The organism is Actinoplanes sp. NPDC051470 (assembly GCF_040682035.1).
Taxonomy (GTDB): domain Bacteria; phylum Actinomycetota; class Actinomycetes; order Mycobacteriales; family Micromonosporaceae; genus Actinoplanes.
Genome location: NZ_JBFBAA010000007.1, coordinates 1 through 24,581, shown reverse-complemented (window position 1 = coordinate 24,581; position 24,581 = coordinate 1). Strand labels below are relative to the sequence as shown.

General features: G+C 70.9%; 22 protein-coding genes. 14 read left to right on the top strand and 8 right to left on the bottom strand.

Features of this window, described 5'->3' with window-relative positions:
- Positions 1-610 precede the first annotated feature (610 nt).
- From AB0M54_RS14680 to AB0M54_RS14665, 4 genes are all read right to left on the bottom strand, one after another.
- Positions 611-856 (bottom strand): hypothetical protein, encoded by a 246-nt coding sequence (locus AB0M54_RS14680; RefSeq protein WP_364471401.1) that lies wholly within the window; start codon positions 854-856, stop codon positions 611-613.
- 333 nt (positions 857-1,189) lie between these two features.
- Positions 1,190-2,005, bottom strand: coding sequence for an SAM-dependent methyltransferase (locus AB0M54_RS14675; protein ID WP_364333924.1), 816 nt, complete (start codon positions 2,003-2,005; stop codon positions 1,190-1,192).
- A 98-nt stretch (positions 2,006-2,103) separates the two neighbouring features.
- A complete protein-coding gene (locus tag AB0M54_RS14670; protein WP_364471398.1) occupies positions 2,104-3,513 on the bottom strand; it encodes a class I SAM-dependent methyltransferase in 1,410 nt (469 codons plus the stop codon).
- A gap of 3 nt (positions 3,514-3,516) precedes the next feature.
- Positions 3,517-4,926 carry an amino acid permease gene (locus tag AB0M54_RS14665; RefSeq protein WP_364333930.1) on the bottom strand — a complete coding sequence of 470 codons (1,410 nt, stop codon included), beginning with the start codon at positions 4,924-4,926 and terminating at the stop codon, positions 3,517-3,519.
- A gap of 61 nt (positions 4,927-4,987) precedes the next feature.
- On the opposite strand from AB0M54_RS14665, the gene AB0M54_RS14660 reads away from it, so the two are divergent.
- From AB0M54_RS14660 to dhaK, 7 genes are all read left to right on the top strand, one after another.
- Positions 4,988-5,713, top strand: a complete 726-nt coding sequence (locus tag AB0M54_RS14660) for an MBL fold metallo-hydrolase (RefSeq protein ID WP_364471395.1) — start codon at positions 4,988-4,990, stop codon at positions 5,711-5,713.
- Positions 5,714-5,786: 73 nt separating this feature from the next.
- Positions 5,787-6,650: a hypothetical protein gene (locus AB0M54_RS14655; RefSeq protein WP_364333936.1), complete on the top strand. Its 864-nt coding sequence runs from the start codon at positions 5,787-5,789 to the stop codon at positions 6,648-6,650.
- A gap of 43 nt (positions 6,651-6,693) precedes the next feature.
- On the top strand, positions 6,694-7,395 hold the full coding sequence (locus tag AB0M54_RS14650; RefSeq protein WP_364333939.1) for a LuxR C-terminal-related transcriptional regulator: 702 nt from the start codon (positions 6,694-6,696) through the stop codon (positions 7,393-7,395).
- A 51-nt stretch (positions 7,396-7,446) separates the two neighbouring features.
- On the top strand, positions 7,447-8,307 hold the full coding sequence (locus AB0M54_RS14645) for a class II fructose-bisphosphate aldolase (RefSeq protein ID WP_364333942.1): 861 nt from the start codon (positions 7,447-7,449) through the stop codon (positions 8,305-8,307).
- The gene (locus AB0M54_RS14640; protein ID WP_364471392.1) at positions 8,304-9,065 is read left to right on the top strand and encodes an HAD-IA family hydrolase; all 762 of its coding nucleotides are present in this window, start codon (positions 8,304-8,306) and stop codon (positions 9,063-9,065) included. The genes AB0M54_RS14645 and AB0M54_RS14640 overlap by 4 nt, the downstream gene beginning before the upstream one ends.
- Positions 9,062-9,676, top strand: a complete 615-nt coding sequence (gene dhaL / locus AB0M54_RS14635) for a dihydroxyacetone kinase subunit DhaL (RefSeq protein WP_364471390.1) — start codon at positions 9,062-9,064, stop codon at positions 9,674-9,676. The genes AB0M54_RS14640 and dhaL overlap by 4 nt, the downstream gene beginning before the upstream one ends.
- Positions 9,673-10,668, top strand: a complete 996-nt coding sequence (gene dhaK / locus AB0M54_RS14630) for a dihydroxyacetone kinase subunit DhaK (protein WP_364471387.1) — start codon at positions 9,673-9,675, stop codon at positions 10,666-10,668. The genes dhaL and dhaK overlap by 4 nt, the downstream gene beginning before the upstream one ends.
- Here the strand turns inward: dhaK and AB0M54_RS14625 are convergent.
- The gene (locus tag AB0M54_RS14625; RefSeq protein ID WP_364471384.1) at positions 10,665-11,981 is read right to left on the bottom strand and encodes an FAD-dependent monooxygenase; all 1,317 of its coding nucleotides are present in this window, start codon (positions 11,979-11,981) and stop codon (positions 10,665-10,667) included. The two genes, dhaK and AB0M54_RS14625, sit on opposite strands and share 4 nt — an antisense overlap.
- Before the next feature lie 223 nt (positions 11,982-12,204).
- Here AB0M54_RS14625 and AB0M54_RS14620 point away from each other — a divergent pair, with 223 nt between their 5' ends.
- Genes AB0M54_RS14620 through AB0M54_RS14600 form a run of 5 tightly spaced genes read left to right on the top strand, consistent with a single transcriptional unit; the run spans position 12,205 to position 19,426 of the window.
- Positions 12,205-13,218, top strand: a complete 1,014-nt coding sequence (locus AB0M54_RS14620) for an ABC transporter ATP-binding protein (protein WP_364471381.1) — start codon at positions 12,205-12,207, stop codon at positions 13,216-13,218.
- A 4-nt stretch (positions 13,219-13,222) separates the two neighbouring features.
- Positions 13,223-14,416: an ABC transporter substrate-binding protein gene (locus AB0M54_RS14615; RefSeq protein ID WP_364471378.1), complete on the top strand. Its 1,194-nt coding sequence runs from the start codon at positions 13,223-13,225 to the stop codon at positions 14,414-14,416.
- Positions 14,417-14,420: 4 nt separating this feature from the next.
- On the top strand, positions 14,421-15,326 hold the full coding sequence (locus AB0M54_RS14610; protein WP_364471375.1) for an ABC transporter permease: 906 nt from the start codon (positions 14,421-14,423) through the stop codon (positions 15,324-15,326).
- Entirely contained in the window at positions 15,326-16,129 is an 804-nt protein-coding gene (locus AB0M54_RS14605; RefSeq protein WP_364333966.1) for an ABC transporter permease, read from the top strand. Before AB0M54_RS14610 ends, AB0M54_RS14605 begins: the two co-directional genes overlap by 1 nt.
- Positions 16,130-16,141: 12 nt before the next feature.
- Positions 16,142-19,426, top strand: a complete 3,285-nt coding sequence (locus tag AB0M54_RS14600; RefSeq protein WP_364471372.1) for a P-loop NTPase fold protein — start codon at positions 16,142-16,144, stop codon at positions 19,424-19,426.
- A 5-nt stretch (positions 19,427-19,431) separates the two neighbouring features.
- On the opposite strand, the gene AB0M54_RS14595 is transcribed toward AB0M54_RS14600, so the two are convergent.
- Positions 19,432-20,283 carry a hypothetical protein gene (locus AB0M54_RS14595; RefSeq protein ID WP_364471369.1) on the bottom strand — a complete coding sequence of 284 codons (852 nt, stop codon included), beginning with the start codon at positions 20,281-20,283 and terminating at the stop codon, positions 19,432-19,434.
- Positions 20,284-20,341: 58 nt separating this feature from the next.
- Positions 20,342-22,135 carry a ricin-type beta-trefoil lectin domain protein gene (locus tag AB0M54_RS14590; protein ID WP_364333975.1) on the bottom strand — a complete coding sequence of 598 codons (1,794 nt, stop codon included), beginning with the start codon at positions 22,133-22,135 and terminating at the stop codon, positions 20,342-20,344.
- A 148-nt stretch (positions 22,136-22,283) separates the two neighbouring features.
- Between AB0M54_RS14590 and AB0M54_RS14585 the strand changes: the two genes are divergently transcribed.
- Positions 22,284-23,285, top strand: a complete 1,002-nt coding sequence (locus AB0M54_RS14585; protein WP_364333978.1) for a LacI family DNA-binding transcriptional regulator — start codon at positions 22,284-22,286, stop codon at positions 23,283-23,285.
- Between the two features lie 4 nt (positions 23,286-23,289).
- On the opposite strand, the gene AB0M54_RS14580 is transcribed toward AB0M54_RS14585, so the two are convergent.
- Positions 23,290-23,718 carry a hypothetical protein gene (locus AB0M54_RS14580; RefSeq protein WP_364333981.1) on the bottom strand — a complete coding sequence of 143 codons (429 nt, stop codon included), beginning with the start codon at positions 23,716-23,718 and terminating at the stop codon, positions 23,290-23,292.
- A gap of 33 nt (positions 23,719-23,751) precedes the next feature.
- On the opposite strand from AB0M54_RS14580, the gene AB0M54_RS14575 reads away from it, so the two are divergent.
- Positions 23,752-24,486 carry a phosphotransferase gene (locus AB0M54_RS14575; RefSeq protein ID WP_364471366.1) on the top strand — a complete coding sequence of 245 codons (735 nt, stop codon included), beginning with the start codon at positions 23,752-23,754 and terminating at the stop codon, positions 24,484-24,486.
- The last annotated feature ends 95 nt before the right edge of the window (positions 24,487-24,581 follow it).

Sequence of the window (24,581 nt, the reverse complement as noted above, 5' to 3'; positions counted from 1 at the left end):
CGTCGACGTGCAGGAGAACTCGCGCCGACGCAGGACCGAGGTCAGCGGTGACGGCGACCCCGGCCACCGGCCGGCCGCGTGAGCTCACGGTTGTGGGCCGCACATTCGCGGCGCCGGCCATGGTTAGGATTCGGCGCAGTCCGGCATCCCTCGACGCGACCCTGGAAGTCGGCTGCGGACTGGTCGGGGCCGCTGAAGGTGGTGGGCCGGAAGTCCGTCGAACTTCTGGCGCGACTGCCGGTGACGTCGTGCCCTCTCCCGGCCCGGGGCTTTGCGCTGTCGTCGCGTCGTCGTCCGGCGCGACGGCTTGGACGACGATGACTATCGCGAGCGCGACCACCGTGACGACCAGGACGAGGCCGAGCACCGTGATGATGCCACCGGCCTCGAGGATTCCTCGTGCGGTGGCCCATCGGCGCATCAGCCGCCGGAAAGCCAGACGTGCACGGAACGCCATGACCGCCGGAAGGGTGGTGACGTGAACCGTGGCTCGGACCAGGAAGCGGCCGAGCCACGAACCACTCAGGCCGTGAGTTTTGCGGCCGGTCGAAGTGCGCATCTTCCCCCTCTTCCGCACGAGCAACGAGAGGAAAGGGAAGCGGTTGCTTTGCTATACGTCTGTCCGCGGACGCGGGAAGTCTCCGGGCAGCGAGTGCGGGGGTGTGGTCAGCGCGGCGTCCGCGGCGACCAGGATCAAGATCGTGGCACGGGTCAGCACCGCCGGGATCCGACGGGGGAGGACCTGCTTCTTCAGATGCGTCAGTCCGTCCTCGACGGCCCTTCGGGCCTGGGCCGAGCTGAGCGAAAGCCTTTCCGCGTCCGTCCAGGACGAGTAGACCGTGCGATTCTCGAGCAAGAACGTGCTTCTGAGACGGCTCAACTCCTTGAGGAGGTGTCGCCCCAAGAGGTCTCGCCAGTGCTCAGGGGTGTCCGCCCGCCCCCCGAGTGCGAGAGCGGCTTGCTCCAGTGCCCAGGTCTCATCCGGGGACGCGTCCGGGCCTTGCCGCAGGCGCCGGATGCGTTTGCCGACCCGGTCGCCGAAGCTCAGGATCCGCGCTGTCAGTCTGAGCCGTCTGCCGTGCCTGCCGCTTCGATCGGTTTCCATGGATGGATCAACCCTTCGTTAGTGAATACCGCTTCAACTAACGACGCCGATTCGCAACGGTTGTCGCCTATGAGGTATATGTCGCTACGGGATGCGGGCCACGGCGGCGTAGACGGCTGCTTCGGCCGGGCCGGGGCGCGTCGCCGGGTCGTCGTCGGGGCGCCAGTCGGTGGCCGTGACGATGCCCGGGTCGAGCAGGTCGAGGGTCTCGAAGAAGCGGGCGAACTCGGCCTTGGTGCGTGGCGCGGCCGGCTCGTTGCCGCGGGCGAACGCCTCGCGCAGCTCGGCGGCCTTGTCGGGCGGGAGGGCGTCCAGGGTGCCGTTGGACATGACCAGGTAGCTGCCCGGGGGCATGGCGTCGACGTAGTGGCGGACTATGCCGTACGGGTTCATGTCGTCGGTGATGAAGTGCATGATCGCAACCAGCAGCAGGGCGACGGGGCGGGAGCGGTCGAGCGTACCCCAGAGGTCCTTGCCGTTGAGGATCTTGTCGGGGTCGCGCAGGTCGGCGTCGACGTAGGCGGTGGCGCCCTCGGGGGAGCTGGTGAGCAGGGCGCGGGCGTGGGCCAGGACCATCGGGTCGTTGTCCACATAGACCACCCGCGCGTCGGGGGCGATGCCCTGCGCGATCTCGTGGACGTTGGGCGAGGTGGGCAGGCCGGCGCCGATGTCGAGGAACTGGCGGACGCCGGCCTCGCGGGCCAGCATGGTGACCGCGCGCCGGAGGAAGCGGCGATTCTCGACCGCGGCGACCCGGGCCGCCGGGAAGATCTTGGTGAGCATCTCGGCGTTGGCGCGGTCGGCCTCGAAGTTGTCCTTGCCGCCCAGCAGGTAGTCGTACCGGCGCGCGGGGTGCATCCGACTGGTGTCGATTCCAGGGGGAACGTCGCGGTCGTCCATGACCGTAAGATGCTACATCGTCCGGTTCACGTTCGCCGCCCCTGTCCCTCCAACGTGGACCCCGTCGTGGCGGCAGATGCGGACGGGCGCCGCCCGGCTCAGGTGTTCAAGGGGCGGCGGGCGATGAACAGGACGTGGGTGTCGGGCCAGTCCAAGGGCGTGCCGTCGGGGGTGGTGAGGGATGCGACGGGGGCTATGCGGTTGTCGATGATCCAGGTGTTGCGGTAGGCGTGGCTGGCCGGGTCGATCTCGAAGCCGGCGTCGGTGAGCAGCTGTTTCCAGTCGGCGAACTCCAGGCCGCAGAACTGCTCCTGGGTCTCGGACTCCCAGTTGTCCAGGTAGTCCTTGCGGGTCAGGAAGTCCATGGCGTCGGCCAGGCGGAGGATCACGGTGTCGGCGCCGTCGGTGGTGTACGAGAAGGGGAACGTGTAGTCGGTGGCGAATCGGTCGAACAGGGCGCGCGTGCTTTCTTCCAAGCGAAGGCGGACCGTGCGGTCCTTGTTGTCGGGGCCGCAGACGTCGCTGTTGATCCAGACGCCGCCGGGCGCGGTGTGGTCGTAGATGGCCTGGACGAAGGCGCGGATCGAGGCGGCCTGGGAACCGTACGACCAGATCTCGTGGGTGAGCGCGAACGTCAGTGTGGTGTCGACCGAGCGGGGGTCGAAGACCGCGCCGCCCAGCACGTTGCGGCGGTAGAAGTAGACGTTCTCGTTCTGGAAGACGCCCTGCGACTTCTTGTGCACGCACTCGTCGTAGAGGTGCATGGCCACCTCGACGCCGATCAGGTCGCTCTCGCGCAGCGCCGGCTCCTGGTCGGCCATCTCGAGCAGGGCGCCGGCGCCGCAGCCGATGTCGACGATCCGGCCGGGGCGGACGTGCTCCTTGACCAGCGCCCACTTGCGTTGGGCGGCTTCGGCGAAGGCTTCGGCGTACGTGCGGTAGTCGCGGGTGGCGGTGAGGCCGCCCTCGTCGCCGACGATCGGGTCGTTCACCACGGTGCGTACCGTCTCGTCCAGGCGGTAGCGCTCGTACACGTCGATCGTGGCGGGGTGGGCGAGCTCGCGCCACGAGGAATCGCCGGCGGCCAGCCGCAGCAGCACGTCCCACGGCCGCGACGGCGGCGGGTCGTACGCGGCCTCGACGGTGTCGATCTCGAAGCCCAGCGACGAGTAGAGAGCGGCCACCGCCGGGGTCGAGCACGCGACGACCGTGTTCGCCGGCGTCAGGGTCAGGCCGGTCGCGACCGCGATGTTCTTCAGCGTGACCGACGCGAAGTGCGGGGTCGGCGTGGTGTCGAAGACCGGCACCACCACCGACCGCAGCCCGGCCTGCACGCTGAACCGCTCGATCGCCGCCTCCCGCCGGTGGTAGGGCACCGGGTTCCGGCGGGTGTTCTCGTGGTTGGCCGAGGTGACCGCCCACACCACGGTTCCGCCCAGCTTGGTCAGGTGTTCGGCCTGGAACCGGGTGAGCAGGTGGTGCCGGCCGGGGAAGAGCACGTAGTCCATGGCTCAATCATTGAGCAGCGAGTGCTTCCGGCCGTACACCAGGTAGACGGCGAGTCCCAGCAGGAACCAGATCGCGAAGCGCACCCAGGTGACCGGGCTGAGGAAGGTGATCAGCCAGATCGAGAAGATCACGCCGAGGGCGGGCACCACCGGCATCAGCGGCAGGCGGAACGTGCGCGGGATCTCCGGCCGGCGGCGGCGCAGCACGATGACCGCGACGCAGACCACCACGAAGGCCAGCAGGATGCCGATGTTGGTCAGCTCGGCGGCCTCCTCGATGGGCAGGAAGCCGGCGATGACCGCCGAGACGACGCCGGCGATCCAGGTGACCCGGGACGGCACCCGGCGCCGCGGGTGCAGCTTGGCGAACCAGGACGGCAGCAGGCCGTCGCGGCTCATCGAGTACCAGATCCGGGTGACGCCCAGCATGAAGGTGAACATCACGGTGAGGATGCCGATGATCGCCCCGACCGCGATCACGTCGGCCAGCCCGGTCAGCCCGACCGAGGCGAAGGCCGACGAGAAGCCGCTCTCCGGGTCGATGTCCCGGTAGTTCTGCATGCCGGTCAGCACCAGCGTGGCCAGCACGTACAGCACCATCGAGACGGCCAGCGAGTAGAGGATGGCCTTGGGCAGGTGGCGCCGCGCGTCCTTGGACTCCTCGGCGGCGGTACTCATCGCGTCGTACCCGAAGACCGCGAAGAACACGGTGGCCGCGCCGGTGATCGCCCCGCTCACGCCGAACGGGAAGAACGGGCGGTAGTTGGCCGACCGCACATAGAAGAAGCCGACCACCACGACGACGAGGACCACCGCGATCTTGAGTACGACGATGGCGGTCTCGGCGCGCGCGGCGAAGCGGATCCCACGATTCAGCAGGTACGCGATGAGCAGGCAGAGCACGACCGCGAACAGGTCGACCACATGACCGTCCCCGGTTCCGGGCGCGCCCAGCATCCAGGCCGGCAGGTCGACGCCGAGCTCACCCATCAGGAATCCGAAGTAGCCGGAGATGCCGATCGCCACCACCGAGACGATCGCGGTGTACTCCAGCAGCAGGTCCCAGCCGATGAACCAGCCGACGATCTCGCCGAGCACCACGTAGCCGTACGTGTAGGCGGACCCGGCCTTGGGGATCATCCCGGCGAACTCGGCGTAGGACAGCGCCGCCGCCGCGCTGGCGATGCCGGCCACCAGGAACGAGATCAGCACGGCCGGTCCCGCGGTCTCGTGGGCCACCGCCCCGGCCAGCGCGAAGATGCCCGCGCCGATGATGCCGCCGACCCCGATCGCGGTCAGCTGCCACAACCCGAGGGACCGATGGAGGTCGGTCTCCCGCTCGTCCGAGATGTCCTCGATGGGCTTGCGCCGGAAGATCCCCGAGCCGCGCCCGAACTCCGGTGTCGACGTCATTCCTTCGGAGTACCACAACTCGGCCCGGACGGCTCGGTGCCGCTGGTGGTAATGATTGAACATGAAACGACGCAGCCTGCTCTTCGCCGCCGGTGCCGGTGTGCTCGGCGTGACCGTCCTCTCCGCGTGCTCGTCCCCGGCCGAGCCCGCGCCGGGGTCTTCGGCGCCGCCGCCCGGGTCGCCGCCCGGGTCGCCGGCCGCCCCGACCGGCTGGGAGCGCGTCAATCTCGGCTTCGTGTCGGCCTACCTGCTGGTCCGGGGGAGTGAGGTGGCGATCGTCGACCTGGGCACGTCCGGTTCCGAGGCGGGGATCGGGGAGGGCCTCAAGGCGGCCGGGTCGGGGTGGGCCAACGTCAAGCACGTGATCCTCACCCACCGGCACGACGACCACGTCGGCGGCCTGTCCGGCGTCCAGCCCCAGGTCAAGGCCACCTGGTACGCCGGCGAGGCCGACGTCTCGGGCATCCGGTCGGAGACCGCGCTCAAGCCGGTCAAGGACGGCGACGAGATCTTCGGGCTGCGGATCATCGGTACGCCGGGCCACACCGCCGGGCACGTGTCGGTCTTCGACCCGGCCACCGGCGTGCTGGTCGCCGGCGACGCCCTGCGGACGACGGACGGGCTGGTCGGCAGCGACCCGCAGTACACCCTCGACCCGGCGCAGGCGGCCGCGTCGGTGAAGAAGCTGGCCGGGCTGGACATCAAGCAGATCCTGCCCGGGCACGGCGACCCGCTGACCGCCGGCTCCGCCGACGCCCTGAAGAAACTCGCCGCGACCGTCCGGTAGCTGACAGTACGCAGCATATCCGGGTCGCCGCCCGTTCCCCTGACACAAGCAGTCATACATGGGGGGACGAATCATGATGCGCATCAATCGCCGGACGACCGCTCGGATCGCCGCGGGGGTGGCCGGCTTCGCCGTGCTCACGGCGGCCGTGACCCTGGGCGCCCGCAATGTCCGGGCCGGGTCCGAGGCGTCGCCGCCGCCGGCCGCGGGCTCGGCGGCCGCCGCGGCCGGGCTGGGGGACGCTCCCGTTCCGTCGGCGGTCAAGGCGCCCGGGTCCGTCCCGGCGGTCGAGGCGGCCGCGGCGCCGGCCGCGGTGAACGCGCCGGCGCCGGTCAAGGTGAAGGCGCCCGCACAGACCAAGGACCGGATCCCGTCGTCGATCCCGGCCCGCGCCTTCCTGCGGGCCTCCGACGCGCCCGGGCGGGGCAGCACGCCGGAGCGCCGGGACGGCGGTGAGCTGCCGGACTTCTGCGGCCTGAGCTACGAGCAGACCGGCCGGCTCGGCATCCGGGCCACCCAGTTCATGTACATCACCGAGAAGAACCCGCCGCCGAACTCCACGCCCAAGGGCACGGTGCTCGAGGACATCATGGTCTTCCGCGGTGACGGCGCCGACCGCTTCCTGGACGACCTGCGCGCGGCCGTGCGTTCCTGCCCGACCGAGACCCGGGGCACCGTGACCGTGACCAACGTGCTGCGCGGCGGCCTGGGGGTGGGCGACGAGTCGATCCTGATCGAGCGCAACCAGCCGGCCTTCGGCGGCGACGGCGAGCCGACCGGCGACGGCACCCTGCACCGCCGCTTCTGGGCGGCCGTCCGGGTCGGCGACTCGGTCGCGTTCGTGGCCAACTCCGGCTGGGAGACGGCCTCGGCCGACCGTGGCGACACGGCCTATCTGGGCAGCCGCGCCGGCTTCCGGCTCGACGCCTGGCGCTGATCCAGCCCTTCCGTCCGGACCGGGCGTTACCTATGTTCGAGGGGTGACGCCCGGTCCGGCCGGGGATGCGTTCCGGCTCGATGAAGCGATCGCCGATGTCTACGGCGACCTGCGGCTGGCGCCTGTCCTGCGCCGGCTGCTGCGGCACGCGTCGCGGCTGACCGGGTCGGCGGCGGGCAGTGTCTCGCTGGTCGACGCCGAGGCCGGGCGCTATCAGAAGGCCGCCGAGTACGGCGCGTTGTGCCGGCTGGGCGACTCGTTCCCGCTCGACGAGGGGGCCACCGGGCGGGCGTTCGGGCACCGCCGGCCGGTGGTGATCCCCGAGTACGGCCGGCTGCGCGCCGGACATCTGGCCGGCACCGATCCGGCGCGGCGCGGGCCGGCCGCCGCGGTGCCGATCTGGTGGCGGGGCGACGTGATCGCGGTCAGCGTCACCTTCGCGCCGCGGAGCGGAGCCTTCACCACGCGCGTGGTGGACGACCTGGAGGCGCTCACCCAGACCGTGGCGGCCGCGATCGTCCGCACCGACCTCCGGTGCCCGCCGGTCGCGGCCGCGCCGTTCACCGACCGGGAGGGCCAGGTGCTGGGGCTGCTGCGGAACGGGCTGACGTACAAGGAGATCGCGACCCGCCTGGGTCTTTCGCCGAAGACCGTCGAGAAGCACGTGGGCGCGGTGATGCGCAAGACCGGCACCTCGAACCGTACGGCCGCGGTGGTCACCGCCCTGGACAACGGCTGGATCTGATGGGGGATTCACCCCATACCGGGTTCGGGTGACCGTGGCTTGACTGGGCGCATGCCCGTCGTGCCCATGAAGGAGATCCTGGACCGCGCCCTCGCCGACCGGTACGGGGTCGGCGCCTTCAACATCATCAACGACCTGAGCATCGAGGCGGTGCTGGCCGCGGCCGTCGAGGAGCGCGCGCCGGTGATCCTGCAGACCTCGGTCAAGACCGTCCGGCAGTACGGGCGCGACCAGCTGCACGACATCTTCCGGGCGCTGATGCGCGGCGTCGACGTGCCGGTCACCCTGCACCTCGACCACTGCCCGGACCGTGCGGTGATCTCCGATTGCCTGGCCGGGGGCTGGAACTCGGTGCTGTTCGACGCGCACGAGCTGGACGTTGCCGAGAACCTCCGGCAGACCACCGAGGTGGTGGCCGAGGCGCGGCGTACCGGAGCTCATGTCGAGGGTGAGATCGAGGGGATCCAGGGCGTCGAGGACGACGTCGGCTCGGACGAGGCCTCCCGGATCCAGTCGCTCGAGGTGGCCGTCGACTTCATCAAGAACACCGGGGTGGACTGCTTCGCGCCGGCCATCGGCAACGCGCACGGCCAGTACCGACAGGCGCCGACCCTGGACGCGCAGCGGGTCAGCGACCTGGTCGCGGCGACCGGCGTGCCGATGGCCCTGCACGGCGGCACCGGGCTCTCCGACGAGCAGTTCACCGACCTCGTCGCCCGGGGCTGCGCCAAGGTCAACATCTCGACGGCGCTCAAGGAGACCTTCATGAGGTCGGGCCTCTCGTCGCTCCAGGAGGCTGAGGCCAAGGGCAAGTGGGATCCGCCCACGCTGTTCCGGCAGCAGAAGGCGGCCGTGACCGAGATGGCGCGGCGGCACATCCGGCTCTTCGGCGGCGCGGGGCGGGCCTGGTGAGCGCGCTCATCTTCGACTGCGACGGCGTGCTCGCCGACACCGAGAGGCACGGTCACCTGCCCGCCTTCAACGCGACCTTCGAACGGTTCGGCCTGCCGGCCTATTGGAGCGAGCCGGAGTACGGCGAGAAGCTGCGCATCGGCGGCGGTAAGGAACGCATGGCCAGCCTGTTCGCCGACCCCGCGTTCGCGGCCGCGGTGGGCGACGGCTCCGACCGTACCCAACTGCTCCTGACCTGGCATCGAGCCAAGACCGAAGCGTTCAAGCAGCTCGTCCGCGAGGGCCGGATCCCGCCGCGGCCGGGTGTCGCCCGCATCATCCGCGCCGCCCTCGACGACGGCTGGACGGTCGCGGTCGCCTCCACCTCGGCCGAGGAATCCGTGCGCGCGGTCCTGGCCAACGCGGTCGGACCCAACGACATCCCGGTCTTCGCCGGCGACGTGGTGCCGGCCAAGAAGCCCGACCCCGCCATCTATCAGCTCGCCCTGGACCGGCTCGGACTGTCTGCTGAGGACACTCTGGTCGTCGAGGACTCCCGCAACGGGCTCCTGGCCGCGACCGGCGCCGGGCTGCGCTGCCTGGTCACGGTCAACGACTACACCCGCGGCGAGGACTTCACCGAGGCCGCGCTGGTGGTGTCCGAACTGGGCGAGCCCGGCCGCCCGCCGATCGAGGTGCTCGCCAACCGGGGCGCGGCGGCGCCGGGCGACTATCTGACGCTGGCCGACCTGCGTGCCCTGCTGGAGGAGACCCGATGAGCCTGTCGCGTACCGAATGGGTGGTCCGGACCATCGCTGAGACCGCGATCGAGAACGAGAAGTACTTCGGCGACCTGGACTCGGTCGTCGGCGACGGCGACTTCGGCTACTCGCTGGCCCGTGGGTTCGAGAAGCTCCTGGACGGCTGGGACGACCTGGATCGGACCGACGCCGGCGTGTTCCTCAAACGCACCGGGATGGTCATCGCCTCGCGGATCGGCGGCACCTCGGGGCCGTTGTGGGGCACGGCCTTCATGCGAGCCGGCGCCGCGGGCGGGGACGCGGTCACGATGCTGCGGGCGGCGATCGAGGGGATCAAGGCGCGCGGGCAGTCGGACGTCGGGGACAAGACGCTGCTGGACGCGCTCGTGCCGTACACCGATCGGCTGTCTTTTGATTTGGAGCGCGGCACCTCAGTGGAAGAGGCGGTACGGGCCGCGGCGGTGGCGGCGCGGGAGGCGGCCGACGCGACCAGCGGGATGGTCGCCAAGCGGGGGCGCGCGTCGTACACCGGCGAGCGCAGCAGAGGTTCGGTCGACGCCGGCGCCACGGCGGTGGCCGTCCTGGCCGAACGGATCAGCGAGACCTGGAAGCAAGGAGCGGCGTCGTGAAGAAGTTCGTCAACGATCCCAAGAGTTTCGTCCCCGAGATGCTGGAGGGTGTCGCCCTCGCCAACCCGGACACCCTCAAGTACGTCCCGGCCTACAACCTGATCATGCGGGCCGACTCGCCCCGCGCCGACAAGGTGTCGATCGTCCAGGGCTCCGGGTCCGGGCACGAGCCGGCGCACGTGATGGCGGTCGGCCGGGGCATGCTCGACGCGGCCTGTCCCGGCGACGTGTTCGCGGCGCCGCCGATGGACTACGTGTACGAGACCGCGAAGCTGCTCGCCTCCGACAAGGGCGTGCTGCTGCTGGTGAACAACTACACCGGCGACCGGATGGCCTTCGACATGGGCCGGGAGATGGCCGAGGCGGACGGGGTGCGCTGCGAGATCCTGACCATCAACGACGACGTGGCGGTGCAGGACTCCACCTGGACCGTCGGGCGCCGCGGGGTGGCCGGGAACTTCTTCGTCATCAAGGCCGTGGGCGCCGCCTCCGAGCAGGGCGCCGACCTGGACGAACTGCTGCGCATCGGTAACAAGGTCAACGACGTCACGCGCACGATGGGCGTGGCCCTGACCGCCTGCACGCCGCCGGCCAAGGGCTCGCCGCTGTTCGATCTGGGCGCCGACGAGATGGAGTTCGGCGTCGGCATCCACGGCGAGCCCGGTCGCGAGCGCCGTCCGCTGGCGCCGGCCGACCAGATCGTCGACGACCTGCTCGCCGCCGTGCTGCCCGATCTGCCGTACGCGTCCGGCGACCGGGTCGCCCTGATGATCAACGGCCTCGGCGGCACCCCGATCAGCGAGCTCTACATCCTGTTCCGCCACGCCCACCAGCGGCTCGCCGCCCAGGGCATCACGGTTGGGCGCAGCTATGTGAACGAGTACTGCACGTCGCTCGACATGGCCGGCGCCTCGCTCACCCTGGTCCGCCTGGACGACGAGATCGAGGGCCTGCTGGCGGCGCCGGCCGAGGCCGCGATCCGGGTCTTCTAGGCCGGCACCCGGCTCGCGATCGACGGCGCGAAGAGCGCCGCCGGTGGGTCGATGAGCTGGGTGACCCTCAGGAACGCCCGGGCCAGCTCCGGGTCGTCGGCGGCGGCGGCCCGCAGCCGGAGCAGGTAGGCGCCGCGCTCCGGATCGAGCATCGAGCGGTCGCCGATCGCGTCCGGGAACCGCAGGTCGTTGGCCATCACGGTGGTCCACGGCACGTCGAGGACCGTGGCCGTCTCGCCGTAGAAGCGGGCGGCCAGGTCGTCGGTGCCGTCCTTGAGCAGGCGGCCGAGAATGGTCGCCTCCAGCGCGGCCACGGTCATGCCCTGCCCGTAGATCGGGTTGAACGAGCACATCGCGTCGCCGGTGACCAGGAAACCGGCCGGGAAGCGGTCGATCCGGTCGTAGCGGAACCGGGTGCTGGCCGGGTACCGCATCTTCAGCGAGCCCTCGTCGAGCGGCTCCGAGGTTCGCATGATCGTGGCGACGTCCGGGCTGTCCAGCTGCTCGGCCCACTCGATCATGCCGGCCTCGTCGGTCGGCGGGACGGCGCCGAACCAGCCGCTCACGCTGGTGATCCAGGTGTTGTTCTCCTGGGCCAGGACGAAGCCGCCACGCAGCTTGCCGGGGTATGAGGCGATCGCGGTGCCGTACCGGCCGTCCAGCTGGCCCGGGTCGCGACGGTAGCGCCGGCTCGCGTACGTCAGCTGGATCTCGATCCGCTGCTCCTCCACCGCCGGGTAGCCGAGCCGGCTCAGCCAATGCCGGGCCCGCGAACCGCGGCCGGAGGCATCCACCACCAGGTCGACGTGGCCGAGGGTGGTCTCCTCGCCGGCCGAGAGCGCCACCACGCCGGTGACCCGGTCGCCGTCCGGCGTCGTCACCAGGCCGGTCACCGCGTGGTCGGGCCGGATCTCCACATTGGGCAGCGCGGCCACCCGGCGGCGGATCGCGAACTCGAGCAGCGGCCGGCTGACCGCCAGCCCGATCATCCCGCACGGGCCCTTGGCCAGCGGCCGGCCGTCCACCCACCACTCCATCTCGTCCTGCACGTCGCAGGTCGGCGCGCCCAGACCGATCAGCTCCGGGCTCAGGCCCTCGAACAGCACGTCGAGCTCCTGCCGGCCGCGGGCCAGCAGGCCGTGCACCTGGCCGCTCTGCGGCACCCCGCGCCGGGTCTCCGGCCGCTCGGGCAGCGTCGCGTCCCGGTCGAGCACCACGACCTCTTCGAACGACTCGTGCAGGGCCCGCGCGGCGAGCAACCCCGCCAGTGAGGCTCCGATCACCACGGCCCGCCCATTACTCGGCGTACGCATGCGAATCCACCTTCCCCCTCGTCCGGTTTCCCGCGTCGCCGAAGCTAACGCGCCGCACCACCGCAAACCAGAGAAAGGGGATGTTCCGACAGTCGACCGTGCGCGTTCGCGGTCGCGATGAACCTCGGGCCGCCGCCGCCGTTATTGAATGGCCCCGCCGCCGGGGCCGCCCCGTAACAGGCCGACCTTGTCTCAATAAGTATGAAGCCATAGGTTTTTGCTTGTGGACACTGTTCCCGCGATCAGGCTCTCCGGTCTCCGCAAGTCGTTCGGGCCGACCGTCGCCGTGGACGGCGTCGACCTGACGATCGCCGACGGTGAGTTCTTCTCGATGCTGGGACCGTCCGGGTCGGGCAAGACCACCGTGCTCCGGATGATCGCGGGGTTCGAGCAGCCCACGGCCGGCACGGTCGACCTGGCCGGCGCCGACGTCACCCGCTCGGCCCCGTTCCAGCGGGACGTGACCACGGTGTTCCAGGACTACGCCCTCTTCCCGCACCTGTCGGTCCGGCAGAACGTCGAGTACGGGCTGGCCGTACGCGGAAAGAGCCGCACCGAACGACGGTCGCGCGCCATCGAGGCCCTGGAATCGGTGCGGATGGCGGCCTTCGCCGACCGCCGCCCGACCCAGCTCTCGGGCGGCCAGCGGCAACGGGTCGCGCTCGCCCGCGCGCTGGTCGTCAAGCCGCGGGTGCTGCTGCTGGACGAGCCGCTCGGCGCGCTCGATCTCAAGCTGCGCCAGCAGATGCAGGTCGAGCTCAAGCAGTTGCAGCGCGAGGCCGGCATCACCTTCGTCTTCGTCACCCACGACCAGGAGGAGGCGCTGACGATGAGCGACCGGATCGCGGTCTTCGACCACGGCCGGATCGCCCAGATCGGTACGCCCACCGCCATCTACGAGCAGCCGCAGACCGAGTTCGTGGCCGGCTTCGTCGGAACGTCCACCGTGCTCGATCCGGCCGCCTCCGAAGGTCTGCTCGGTCGCCGCGGCACCTTCATGGTCCGCCCGGAACGGATCCGTCTTACTCCGGCCGGTTCCGCCTCGGCCAGAGACGAGGGACACAGAACCGGAACCATCGCCGAGGTCGTCTACCTAGGCGCAACCACCAAATACCTCATCGACCTCTTGCCCGGCGCGCGCATCACCGCCAGCGAGCCGAATGCGGGCGACGTCCGCGCTCGCGGCGACCGCGTGCAGATCACCATCCGACCCGAAGATGCCGTCCCCCTGGAGTGATCCGATGCGCAAGATTCTGGCGCTGGCTGCCATCGCGATGCTGACCGCCTGTGGCACGACGTCCGGCGGCGGCGCCACCCCCGCCGCGTCCGGTGGGCAGGGCTTCACCGCCCCCGACCTGCCGATGCTGGACAAGCTCGGTCCGGGCGAGGGGTCGGTCGCGATCCTGGCCTGGCCCGGGTACGCCGAGGACGGCGCCAACGACCCCAAGGTCGACTGGGTCACGCCGTTCGAGAAGCAGACCGGCTGCAAGGCCACGATCAAGACGTTCGGCACCTCGGACGAGGCCGTGACGTTGATGAAGACCGGTGAGTACGACACGATCTCGGCCTCCGGTGACGCCTCGCTGCGGCTCATCGCGGGCGGCGACGTGGCGCCGGTCAACACCGGCCTGGTGCCGAACTACGGCGACGTCACCGCGTTCCTGAAGGACCGGCCGTGGAACTCGGTCAACGGCCAGATGTACGGCGTGCCGCACGGCTGGGGCGCCAACCTGCTGATGTACCGCACCGACATCGTCAAGCCGGAACCGACCTCGTGGGCGTCCGTCTTCACCGACGCCGGGAAGTACCAGGGCAAGGTCACCGCGTACGACTCGCCGATCTACATCGCCGACGCCGCCCTGTTCCTCATGAAGACCAAGCCCGACCTGGGCATCAAGAGCCCCTACGCGCTCGACGACAAGCAGCTGACCGCGGCCGTCGACCTGCTCAAGGCCCAGAAGCCGAACGTCAGCGAGTACTGGTCCGACTACCTCAAGGAGGTGCAGTCCTTCAAGAGCGGCAACTCGGTCATCGGCACCACCTGGCAGGTCATCGTGAACACCGCGACGGCCGAGAAGGCGCCGGTCAAGGCGATCCTGCCGGAGGAGGGCGCCACCGGCTGGTCGGACACCTGGATGGTGGCGGCGAAGAGCAAGCACCCGAACTGCGCCTACCAGTGGCTCAACTGGATCGTCAGCCCCGAGGCCAACGCGCAGGTCGCGGAATACTTCGGCGAGGCGCCGGCCAACCAGAAGGCGTGCGCGCTGACCACCGACAAGTCGTTCTGCGAGACCTACCACGCCGGGGATTCCGCGTACGCCGAGAAGATCTGGTACTGGAGCACGCCGGTACCGCAGTGCCTCGACGGCCGCACCGACGTCAAGTGCACCGACTACGCCGCGTGGACCCGGGCCTGGACCGAGATCAAAGGCTAGATCCATGAGTACGCCGTCCTCAGCCCCACCACCGCCCAACACCGGTCCAAAGGCTGAGTCGGATCGCCGCCGCACCTCCGCCTGGCTCACCCGGACGCCCCGGGCGCGGCTCGCGTTGCTGCTGAGCGCGCCGCTGCTCTGGCTCGGGCTGGCCTACGTCGGCGCGCTGGCGGCGCTGCTGATCACCGCGCTGTGGAGCACCAACGCGTTCACCGGCCAGATCGAACGCACCTGGACGCTCGACAACCTTCAGATTGTGCTCACCGATCCGGTCTACCGGGCCGTCACGGTGCGGACGATCGGGGTGGCGGTGCTGGTCACCCTGATCGACGCGGTGCTCGCGCTGCCGGTGGCGTTCTTCATGGCCAAGGTGGCGTCGCCGCGGTGGCGTCCGCTGCTGGTGGCCGCGATCCTGCTGCCACTGTGGGCGTCGTACCTGGTGAAGGCGTACGCGTGGCGCAGCATGTTCGGCGGGGGAGGCCTGATCGACTGGCTCGGGCTTTCGCCGGGGTACGGGCTGACGGCCACCGTGTGCACGCTGGCGTACCTCTGGTTCCCGTACATGGTGCTGCCGATCTTCGCGGGCCTGGACCGGCTCCCGTTCTCGTATCTGGAGGCCGCGAGCGACCTGGGGGCCCGGCCCGGGCGCGTGCTGCGGACCGTGGTCCTGCCGATGGTCTTCCCGGCCGTCGTCGCCGGCTCGATCTTCACGTTCTCGCTGACGCTGGGCGACTACGTGGCCGTGGAGATCGTCGGCGGCACCAAGCAGTTCCTCGGCAACCTGGTCTACGACAACATCGGCGCCGCCAACAACCAGCCGCTGGCGGCCGCCGTCGGACTCGTACCCGTGGTCGTGATGATGGTGTATCTGTTCCTCGCCCGACGGGCCGGCGCCTTGGAGCACCTCTGATGTTTCTCACCCGGGGCATGCGCGCCGGTCTGCGGGTCGTCGTGGGCGTGGTGCTCTTCGCGCTCTACGTCCCGCTGGTCGTGGTGCTGATCAACTCGGTGAACGCCGACCGGGCGTTCGGCTGGCCGCCGTCCGGTTTCACGCTCGAATGGTGGCGCCGGGCCGCCGCCAACGCCGGGGCGCTCGATGCCCTGCGTACCTCGGTCGTGGTCGGCCTGCTCGCCACCGTGCTCGCGCTGATCCTCGGCACGCTGGCCGCGCTGTCCCTTCAGCGCTACCGCTTCTTCGGCCGGAACGCGGTGTCGTTGCTGGTGATCCTGCCGATCGCGCTACCCGGCATCGTCACCGGCATCGCGCTCAACAACGCGTTCCGCACCATCCTCGGTGTGCCGCTGTCGATGTGGACGCTCGTGGTCGCGCACGCCACCTTCTGCATCGTGGTCGTCTTCAACAACGTGGTCGCGCGGCTGCGCCGGATGGGCGGCGACCTGGAGGAGGCGTCGATGGACCTCGGCGCCGACAGCTTCACCACGTTCTGGCGGGTGACCTTCCCGTCCATGCGCACGGCGCTGCTGGCCGGCGGCCTGCTGGCCTTCGCCCTGAGCTTCGACGAGATCATCGTCACCCGCTTCACCGCCGGCCAGGGCACCACCACCCTGCCGATCTGGATCCTCGACAACCTGTTCCGCCCCAACCAGGCCCCCGTGGTCAACGTCGTCGCCACGGTCCTGGTGCTCCTGTCGATCATCCCGATCTACATTGCTCAGCGCCTCGCGGGGGATCCGTCCGGCGGCCGCGTCTGATTTGCTGAGCGGGTGAGCCGGGTCGAGATCGTTGTCGGGGACCTCTTCGACAGCGACGCGCCCTTTCTCGTCGTGCCGTGCGGAGTGGACGGCACGATGGTGCCCGAGGTGCGGAGGCGGGTTCAGCGCCTCGGCGGCCGGCCGCCCGCCGCCGGTGACGCGCCGGGCGTGGTGGTCGCGGCGCCGGCCCCCGATGGTCGGATCCTGCTGTTCGCGATGACGGCCGACCCGGAGGGCGCGCACGGCGGGAGCCGGCTCGTCGAGCGGGCCGCGAGCCGGATCGGCACGCACGCGAACGCGGCCGACGCGGTGGTCGCGGCGCCGCTGCTCGGCACCCGGGCCGGCGGCCTCGAACCCCTGGTTTCGCTGAACGCGCTGGTCAGCGGATTCGGGACCACCGCGAACCCGCAGGCCCTGCTGCGCGTGCACGTCCTGACCGAGGAGGCCGCCGAACCGCTGCGCCGCGGGCTGGCCGAGGCCCGGCTGGAGTCGCGGTTCGCCGATGACGTGCTGACCCTCGGCGACCGGCCGGAACCGCTGTCGTCGGGCGCGTTCGTGGCCGCCCTCGGCTACCCGGCCCCGGACGCCGGTCCGGTCCGCTCCGGCAACGATCACCTCCAGGTCGTGCACGGGCGCTGGTCGGTCGCCTGGCCGCTGGACGCCGCCCATGTCGCGGCCGGCCTCGCGCTGGACTCGGCCGACCTGGGCTGGGCGCTGTTGCGGAGCGGTGCGCTGGTGGACATGTCGCACGGCTGGGACCACCTGACCGACAACGGCCGGCGGCTGGCCGAGGACCAGCCGCTGCTGGCCACCGCCCTCGGCGCGCCCGCGGAATGGTCGGCCGAGCTGCCCGGGACGATCAGCGCGGTGGCCTTCTCGCCGCAGGTCGACCGGTTCGCCGCGCTGGTCGGCGAGGTGGTGTACGACGTGAACGCGGCCGGCCGGATCCGGCGTGTGGGAGCGGTCGCGGGCCGGGTCGTCTCGCTCGGATGGCGCCGTGGCGGCATCATCGCGCTGCGCCTCGAGGGTGACGATGCCGAGGTCGTGTGGGCGGAGAGCGGCGCGGTCCTGTGCCGGGCGGCCGGGATGCGGAGCGGGCGGCTGTCCGGTGGCATGCCCGCGTGGCTGATCGGGCCGGGCGGCGCCGCCCGCTACTGGGGCGACGACCGGCCGCCCGAATGGCTCGTGCCCGAGGCCCGCGAGGTGATCGCGACGGAGGCCTCGGGACGGCGGGCGCTGATCGGCATCGGTGACCGCGCCGTCCTGGTCAGCACCCTGACCGAGGACACGGCCGAGGCCGGGACGATGCCGGCGACCTCGGCGGTTTTCCCCGCGCACACCGGCCCGTGCGTCCTGGTGTCCCTCGGCCGGGACACCGGCGTCGCCACCTCCGGCAGCAGCCACGTGGCGATCGCCGAGCCCGGCGGGCCCACGGTCGCGATCATCTCGGCCGGCGCCGAGGTCGGTCTGCTGGCCGCGAGTCAGGACGGGCACTGCCTCGCGGTGGCGAGCGGGGCCACGGTGTCGGTGTGGCCGGTGGGCCGGACCCGGCCGGTGTCGCAGAGCATCGCCGGGTACGAGCCGGACGACCGGGACAGCAACGACCTGCTCGACGCCGAGCGGGACGCCCTCGCGTTGTCGGCGCTGATCGCCTCCGAGAAGCTGCGGCCGCCGCTGGCCATCGGCCTGTTCGGCGAGTGGGGTTCGGGCAAGACGTTCGTGCTGGAGCGGATCCTGCGGACGCTGCGTCAGTTCACCGGCGTCGAGGGCTATCTGGACGAGGTCTCGGTGGTCGAGTTCAACGCCTGGCACTACGCCGAGACGAACCTGTGGGCCAGCCTGGTCGACCAGGTGCTCCGGCGGATCACCGAGCGCCAGGACGTGGTCGACGCGTTGCCGGACGTGGTCCAGGTCGACCGGGAGGCCGATGCGGCGGCCCGCACCGAGCAGAGCCGCAAGAAGGAGCTGGCCACGGCGAGGGAGGTCGAGCGGGCGGCCAAGTCGTGGCGGGTCCGGCAACGGCTCACCCTGGTGGCGGCCGGTCTCCTGGTGGCCGCCGCGGGTGCGGTGACCCTCGCCGGCGTGTGGCCGGTCGTGGTGGCGGCGCTGGCCGTGGTGGCCGGCGTCGCGGCCCAGGTGAAGGCCGCACGTCAGCATGCGACGGAGGTGAGCGAGGCGGGCCGGACCGCGGCCGGCGTTCTCGGGTTCCGGGCCGCCGAGCGGGCCGCCCGCGACGCCGAGCAGCGGCGGGAGCAGGCCGAGATCGATGTGCGCCGGGCCGCCGAGGAGACCGGGCGGCGCAAGGCCGAGCAGGCCGGCCTCCGCAAGCAGGCCGAGACCGAGCCGCTGGCGATGATCCTGCGGCAGGTGTCCGAGGTGACCGAGTACCGCGAGGAACTGAGCCTGGTGACCCGCACCCGGGAGCTGTTCCATCAGCTCGACCGGGGTTTCGTGGCCGGCCGCCGCCGGGTCGTGCTGGCCATCGACGACCTGGACCGCTGCCCGGCCGAGAAGGTCGTGCAGGTTCTGGAGGCGGTGCATCTGCTCTTCAACTTCGAGATGTTCGTGGTGGTGCTCGCGGTCGACACCCGGTGGCTGGAGCAGTCGCTGCGGATCCGCTACCACCAGCTGCTCGGCGACTCCGGCTCGGCCACGCCGTCCGACTACCTGGAGAAGATCATCCAGATCCCGGTCCGGCTGACGCCGCTCGACGAGAGCCTGGTGCGTCAGATGATCACCGGGCTGACCGGGCAGCAGCCCCCTCGGGAATCCGTTCCGGCCGCGCCCGAGCCGGCGAGCACACCCCTGACCCCGGCGCCGCCTGTCCCGGCGAAGGCCCAGCGCCCGCCCCGCATGCCGCGCAAGCGGTTCCCGGCCCGGTTGCTGGAGACGACCGGCGACGAGGCGGCCGCCCTCTCCGCGGTGGCGCCGCTGCTCGGGCGCACCCCGCGGACGGTCAAGCGCTTCGTCAACACGTACCAGATCCTGAAGGCCCGGACGAACGACCCGGCCGAGTTCCACCACCCGCGCGGCGGCGTGGGTGACCACGAGGTGGTCGCCTTCCTGCTCGCGGTGGTCACCGGCCAGCCCGCGGCGGCGACCCTGATCGGGGCGCTGGCCACCGACCGGCCGGACGCCACCCTGGGCGCCCTGCTGTCCGACGTGGACGATCCGGCGCTGGAGCCGATCCGGGGCTGGCTGGAACGCAACTCGCGCTACGCCGACGCGCCCAGCCACCGCTACGCCGAGTGGGCGCCCGAGGTGGCCCGCTTCTCGTTCGTGGACCTCCGGAGCTGAACCCGCTAGGCGAGGACCGGGTCGCCGTCGGTGAAGGGGCGCAGCTCCTTCGGCGACAGCTTCTTCACCTTGGCGGCCGGGGGCGCCGGGGCCGGGTGGGCCGTGCCGTAGTCGTTCACCTCGACGATCCAGGTGCCGGCCCCGCCCGGCATGGTGAGCTCGAGCATGCTGAGCTTGCCGTATTTGATGTAGGCGGCGTAGCGGATCGGCTCCGCGGCCAGGGCCTGAGCCGGGACGGTCAGCTTCGCCATCGAGCCGAGCAGGTCGGGCGACTTGTTCAGGCGGCTCACGTCGATCGTGCCGGTGATCTGGTTGTTGCCGCCCGCGCTGCTGCCCCGGGCCGACTTGACGTGGCTCATCAGCGCCTTCACCCCGAGAGCGTCCGGCGCGGTGAGGTCGGCGTCACGCGGCTCGGATGGCAGCGAGATCCAGGTTTCGCCGCCGAGCAGCTCGTACGTCTCGCGTACATCCATCGGCAGCTTCTTGCCCCGAAACTTGGCGATGGCGTCCAGCAGCTCGTCCCAGCCGGCGCCGCCCGCGGCCATGTTGAGGTATTGCCGGTCGCCGATGAGCAACGTGCGCGAGGTGACCTCGAGGTCGCCTGCCTGCTGCCTCGATTCGGTCTCCAGGCTCCGGCTGGGCGCGTGGAGGATGCCGTTGATCGACCCTGACGACGCGGTCACCGCGAAGCTGTAGACCCCCGCGTCAATGCCGCTCAGCGAAGCGGCGATCGCGGCCTTGCCGTCGAAGGCGGAGCGGGTGGGGCGGGGCAGCTTCGGGGCCTCGGTGGGCGCGCTGCACGCGGCGAGGGGCAAGACCAAGGACAACAACAGGATGAGGGTACGGCGGGAGAGCACCGCGGAATCGTAGTGAACTCCCGCCCGGCGACGACGGGCGGGAGTCCACAGTGTGCGGTCAGGCGGCCGGGACGGTCCACTTCTGGTTGGCGCCGCCCGTACACGACCAGATCTGCAGTTTGGTTCCGTCGGCGCTGGTGTTGCCGATGACGTCGAGGCACTTGCCCGCGCCGACGTTGACCAGGTCGCGGTTCGCGTTGGCGGTCCAGCGCTGGTTGGCGCCGCCGAAGCAGTCCCAGAGTTGCACCTGGGCGCCGTCCGCGGTGCCGTTGTCCTTGACGTCCAGGCACTTGCCGAGGCCGCGGATCGTGCCGTCCGTACCCAGGGTCCAGGTCTGGTTGGGGCCGGAGGTGCAGGACCACAGCTGCGGCAGGTTGCCGTTCGTGGTCGAGCCGTTGGTGACATCGAGGCATTTGCCGCCGAGGCCGGAGATCGCCCCGGTGCGGCCGGCCGGCGGCGGGGTGGTGCCGCCGTCGCCGGGCCAGGTGAAGGTGGCCATCGCGCCGGCCGGCAGGTTGTAGCCGAACGACTGGCCGCCGTACGAGACCTGGAAGTTCTGTGCGCCGCCGGTGTTGACGGCGACCAGTGCGATGCTGCCGTCCGGGTTCTTGAAGGCGACGTTCTCGATGCCGCCCTCGCCGTACCCGGTGGAGTCGATCCGCACCGCGCCCGGCTTGACGAACTTGCTCAGGTGGCCCAGCACGTAGTACTCGGCGTTGTAGGTGACGTTGCCGCCGTCGGTGGTGACCACGCCCATGCAGTTGTCACAGCTCCCGATGACCGGGCCGTGGTTGCCGTCCAGGGCCATGTTCCAGGTGGTGACGGTCCGCGCCCAGTTGCGCGTGGTGCCGACCGCGAGGTTCCGGCCCTGCCAGCGCAGCGAGTCGGCGAAGGTGTTGCCCGATTCGGTGCCCGAGCACTCGGTGAAGAAGATCTCCTTGCCGGGCTGGGCGTTGCGCACGGTCGACTGGCCGCTCGGGTTGCCGCCGTAGCAGTGCCAGGCCGAGCCGGCCACGTTGCTGCCGGCCTGGTTGTTGACGGTCTGCGGGTACGTCGTGTCGTCCCAGTTGTGGTCGTACCCGAGAATCTTGGTGGTGATCCCGGCGTTGCGCAGCTTGGGGCCGAGGTTGTTGATGATCGACACCTGCTGGGACGCGGGCATCAGCATGCCGGGGTAGCCGGGCGGGGAGAAGTTCGGCTCGTTCTGCACGCTCAGATACGCGATCGGCACGCCCGCCGACTGGTACGCCTGGACCGACTTGACCAGGTAGTCGGCGTACACACCGACCCGGTCGCCGGCCAGGGAGCCGCCGACCAGGTTGTTGTTGGTCTTCATCCAGGCCGGCGCGCTCCACGGCGTGACCATCACGGACAGCTGCGGGTTGAGACCGCGCGCCTGCTGGACCAGCGGCAGGATGTACGCCTGGTCGTGCGCGATCGAGAACCGCGAGAGACTCGGGTCGGCCGCGCCGTCGTCGTAGGTGTAGAACGAGCGGCTGAAGTCGGTGGCGCCGAGTGGTTGCCGCAGCCAGCTCATGCCGATGCCGCTGGACGGGTTGAACAGCGCGTTCATGATGCTGTTGCGCTGCGGTGAGTTGACGACGTTCCACGCCGCCGCGTCGGTGAACGAGGCGCCGAAGCCGACCATCGACTGGTACGTGGTGTTCGGGTTGACGGTGATCACCGGCCCGCTGCCGCCGGAGCCGAAGTTGACCGCCGCCTTCGGGGTGAGCAGGTTGGCTCGGTCGGGGGTGGTGAGCCAGACGTTGGCCGATGTCGCGGCTTCGGCGCTCGCCGGGACCGCGAGGATGCCGGCTGCCGATATCAGGGCGGCCGCCAGGATGCGTTTCACAGGGCACCTCCGTTGGGGATGAAACAGCATGTAACAAGCGTGTTACGTGATGCCTGGAAACATGAGACATCCGCCCTGCTCGATTCGTCAAGAGTCTTAATTAACGACGTGGAGTATGGTGTGGCGATGAAACACGTCGATGTAACAGATGGCTAGCCGGGGGCCGTCGGTCCGGGACATCGCCGCGGCGACCGGGGTGTCCATCGCCACCGTGTCCCGGGTGATGAACGGCCACCCCAACGTCGCCGATCAAACCCGTGATCTGGTACGCCGCGCGTACGAGCGACGGGGCGCCGCGCTGCCACGGCCCGCGCCCGGCCATCCGGTTTTGGTGCGGTGCCCGTACGTACTGACCGACTACTTCGGCGCGATCGTCTCGTCGATCGCCGAGCGGCTGAACAGTTGCCTCCTCGACTGCCTTCTCGACGCCGGCGAATCGGCTCAGGCGAAGTCGGTCCTGCCCGGCCTCCCATCCCGCCGCGACGTCTCGGGCGCGCTGCTGATCCTGCCGCCCGAGTCCGGCGACGAGCTGATCGCGTTGCGCCGCAGCGGTTTCCCGTTCGTGGTGATCGACCCGCGCACGGCCCCGCCGCCGGACATCGCCGCGGTCTCGGCCGCCCACACGGCCGGCGCCCGCGCGCTCACGTCCCACCTGGTCGAGCTGGGCCACCGCCGGATCGGCGTGATCGGCGGCCCCGACGAGTGGCTGGCCGGCTCGGCCCGCCGCGACGGCCACACCGCGGCCCTGGCCCGGGCCGGCATGATCGCCGACCCCGCGCTGCTGTGCAGCGCCCACGCGACCACCGAGGACGGCTACCGTGCGGCGCTGCGGCTGCTCACGCGGTCCGACCGCCCGACCGCGCTGATCGGCTTCAACGACAAGGTGGCCGTCGGCATCCTTTCGGCGGCGTGGAGCCTGGGCCTGAACGTTCCCGGCGACCTGTCGGTGGCCGGCTTCGACGACATCGACCTGAGCCGCGCGGTCCGCCCCGCCCTGACCACGGTGCGGCAGCCGCTCTCCGAACTGGGCCGCATCGCCGTCGACATCCTGATGCGCCTGATCGCCGGCCACGAGGTCCACGCCCTGCACGTGGAACTCGCGGTCGAGCTGATCATCCGCGACTCGACCGCCGCGGCCCCACGGGCTTAGCTTTTCACCAGATGCGCGGCTCGGCCGCGCCGGCCTGGAGGTCGCCGGTCGTCACCTCACGCGTGGCCGGGTCCACCGAGTACGGCAGCAGCACGATCAGCGCCACCTTCTCGCTGTGCTCGAGTTCCACCCGAACCGCGTCGCCGCCGGTCGTGCTGACCGCGGACACGATGGCGAGCGCCCGCCACTCGTCCGGCTGGCCCGTGGCGGTCTCGTAGAGCAGGGCGAGCACCTTGTCGGAATCCGGGTTCTCGCCGAGCCCCGGATCGGCGGCCAGCATCGCGATCTCACCCGACCGGGTGATGCCCGCCCCGTACGGATAGAACTCGCCGTACTTCACCAGCGTCTGCTCGGCGAACGTGAGCACCGCGTTCAGCAGCGAGTCGAGCTCGGACTGGGCCTGTTCGGAGGTCGTGTCACGCCAGGTGGTCATGTGTACCAGTTTCTCAGCTTTACGATGTGGCCCGTGGGGTGGGAGGCGCTCGGACAGTGGGGTGACGACGCGGTCCGGATCGAGCCGCTCGCCGGCGGGGTCGCCAACGACGTGTGGAACGTCCGCGTCGGCGGGCGGCTCGCGGTCGGCCGGGCCGGTTCCCGGAGCGACGCCGACCTCGCCTGGGAGACCGCGCTCCTCCAGCACCTCGACCGGGCCGGCCTGACCGTGCCGGTGCCGATCCCGGCCCGGGACGGCCGGCTGTTCGCCGACGGTCTGGTCGTGATGACCTACCTGGACGGCGGGCCGCCGGAGTCGCCGGCCGACTGGCGCCGGGTGGCCGCCACGTTGCGCGAGGTGCATCGGGTGACGCGAGGCTGGCCGCAGCGCCCGGGGTGGCGATCGTCGGCCGACCTGCTGCGGGCCGGGACCGGGACGAGGATCGACCTCGGCGCGATGCCCGCCGAGGGCGTGGCCCGCTGCCGGGCGGCCTGGGCCCGGCTGGCCGGGCGGCCGACCTGCGTCGTGCACGGCAACCCGGCCAACCCGGGCAACATCCGGATGACCGCCGACCGGGTCGGGCTGATCGACTGGGACGAGTCGCATGTCGACGTCCCCGACCTCGACCTGGTGCTGCCCGGCAACGCCGCCGGCCTGGGCGACGGCGAGCACGACATCGCCGCGCAGGCATCGGCCGCGTGGGAGGCCGCCGTCTGCTGGGGTGACGAGTACGCGGTCAACCGGCTCGCCCAGGTCCGCACGCTCTAAAGACCCTGGTAAATGAGGGGTTCAGGTGTGTTGGTGGCGGGCCAACCGGCGGGTCATGATGATGATCATCGCCCATTGGGCCATCGCGGCGTGGT

What these genes read in the sequence shown, in the direction of transcription:
- AB0M54_RS14675 (WP_364333924.1), bottom strand. Translation starts at nt 2,005, where the DNA reads ATGGACGACCGCGACGTTCCCCCTGGAATCGACACCAGTCGGATGCAC.
- AB0M54_RS14670 (WP_364471398.1), bottom strand. Translation starts at nt 3,513, where the DNA reads ATGGACTACGTGCTCTTCCCCGGCCGGCACCACCTGCTCACCCGGTTC.
- AB0M54_RS14665 (WP_364333930.1), bottom strand. Translation starts at nt 4,926, where the DNA reads ATGACGTCGACACCGGAGTTCGGGCGCGGCTCGGGGATCTTCCGGCGC.
- AB0M54_RS14660 (WP_364471395.1), top strand. Translation starts at nt 4,988, where the DNA reads ATGAAACGACGCAGCCTGCTCTTCGCCGCCGGTGCCGGTGTGCTCGGC.
- AB0M54_RS14655 (WP_364333936.1), top strand. Translation starts at nt 5,787, where the DNA reads ATGATGCGCATCAATCGCCGGACGACCGCTCGGATCGCCGCGGGGGTG.
- AB0M54_RS14645 (WP_364333942.1), top strand. Translation starts at nt 7,447, where the DNA reads ATGCCCGTCGTGCCCATGAAGGAGATCCTGGACCGCGCCCTCGCCGAC.
- dhaL (WP_364471390.1), top strand. Translation starts at nt 9,062, where the DNA reads ATGAGCCTGTCGCGTACCGAATGGGTGGTCCGGACCATCGCTGAGACC.
- AB0M54_RS14625 (WP_364471384.1), bottom strand. Translation starts at nt 11,981, where the DNA reads ATGCGTACGCCGAGTAATGGGCGGGCCGTGGTGATCGGAGCCTCACTG.
- AB0M54_RS14615 (WP_364471378.1), top strand. Translation starts at nt 13,223, where the DNA reads ATGCGCAAGATTCTGGCGCTGGCTGCCATCGCGATGCTGACCGCCTGT.
- AB0M54_RS14610 (WP_364471375.1), top strand. Translation starts at nt 14,421, where the DNA reads ATGAGTACGCCGTCCTCAGCCCCACCACCGCCCAACACCGGTCCAAAG.
- AB0M54_RS14605 (WP_364333966.1), top strand. Translation starts at nt 15,326, where the DNA reads ATGTTTCTCACCCGGGGCATGCGCGCCGGTCTGCGGGTCGTCGTGGGC.
- AB0M54_RS14585 (WP_364333978.1), top strand. Translation starts at nt 22,284, where the DNA reads ATGGCTAGCCGGGGGCCGTCGGTCCGGGACATCGCCGCGGCGACCGGG.
- AB0M54_RS14580 (WP_364333981.1), bottom strand. Translation starts at nt 23,718, where the DNA reads ATGACCACCTGGCGTGACACGACCTCCGAACAGGCCCAGTCCGAGCTC.